Raw genomic sequence first — 778 nt, 5'->3', positions numbered from 1 at the left:
GTGGAGTCGCCGTTGAAATACCACTCTGGTCGTGCTGGATGTCTAACCTCGGTCCGTGATCCGGATCAGGGACAGTGTCTGATGGGTAGTTTAACTGGGGCGGTTGCCTCCCAAAGGGTAACGGAGGCGCCCAAAGGTTCCCTCAGCCTGGTTGGCAATCAGGTGTTGAGTGTAAGTGCACAAGGGAGCTTGACTGTGAGACCGACGGGTCGAGCAGGGACGAAAGTCGGGACTAGTGATCCGGCGGTGGCTTGTGGAAGCGCCGTCGCTCAACGGATAAAAGGTACCCCGGGGATAACAGGCTGATCTTCCCCAAGAGTCCATATCGACGGGATGGTTTGGCACCTCGATGTCGGCTCGTCGCATCCTGGGGCTGGAGTCGGTCCCAAGGGTTGGGCTGTTCGCCCATTAAAGCGGTACGCGAGCTGGGTTTAGAACGTCGTGAGACAGTTCGGTCCCTATCCGCTGTGCGCGTAGGAATATTGAGAAGGGCTGTCCCTAGTACGAGAGGACCGGGACGGACGAACCTCTGGTGTGCCAGTTGTCCTGCCAAGGGCATGGCTGGTTGGCTACGTTCGGGAGGGATAACCGCTGAAAGCATCTAAGCGGGAAGCCTGCTTCGAGATGAGTATTCCCACCCACTTGATGGGGTAAGGCTCCCAGTAGACGACTGGGTTGATAGGCCGGATGTGGAAGCCCAGTAATGGGTGGAGCTGACCGGTACTAATAGGCCGAGGGCTTGTCCTCAGTTGCTCGCGTCCACTGTGTTAGTTCTGAA

Annotated in this window: 1 rRNA gene; it reads left to right on the top strand. The window is 57.6% G+C overall.

Annotated features, from left to right (window positions below):
- A 23S ribosomal RNA gene (locus IE219_RS31370) occupies window positions 1–747 on the top strand; the annotation flags it as partial.
- Between the last annotated feature and the right edge of the window lie 31 nt (window positions 748–778).

Origin of the sequence: Streptomyces termitum (genome assembly GCF_014650175.1) — a bacterium.
GTDB classification, from domain to species: domain Bacteria; phylum Actinomycetota; class Actinomycetes; order Streptomycetales; family Streptomycetaceae; genus Streptomyces; species Streptomyces termitum.
This window is presented reverse-complemented; position numbering and strand designations above follow the sequence as displayed.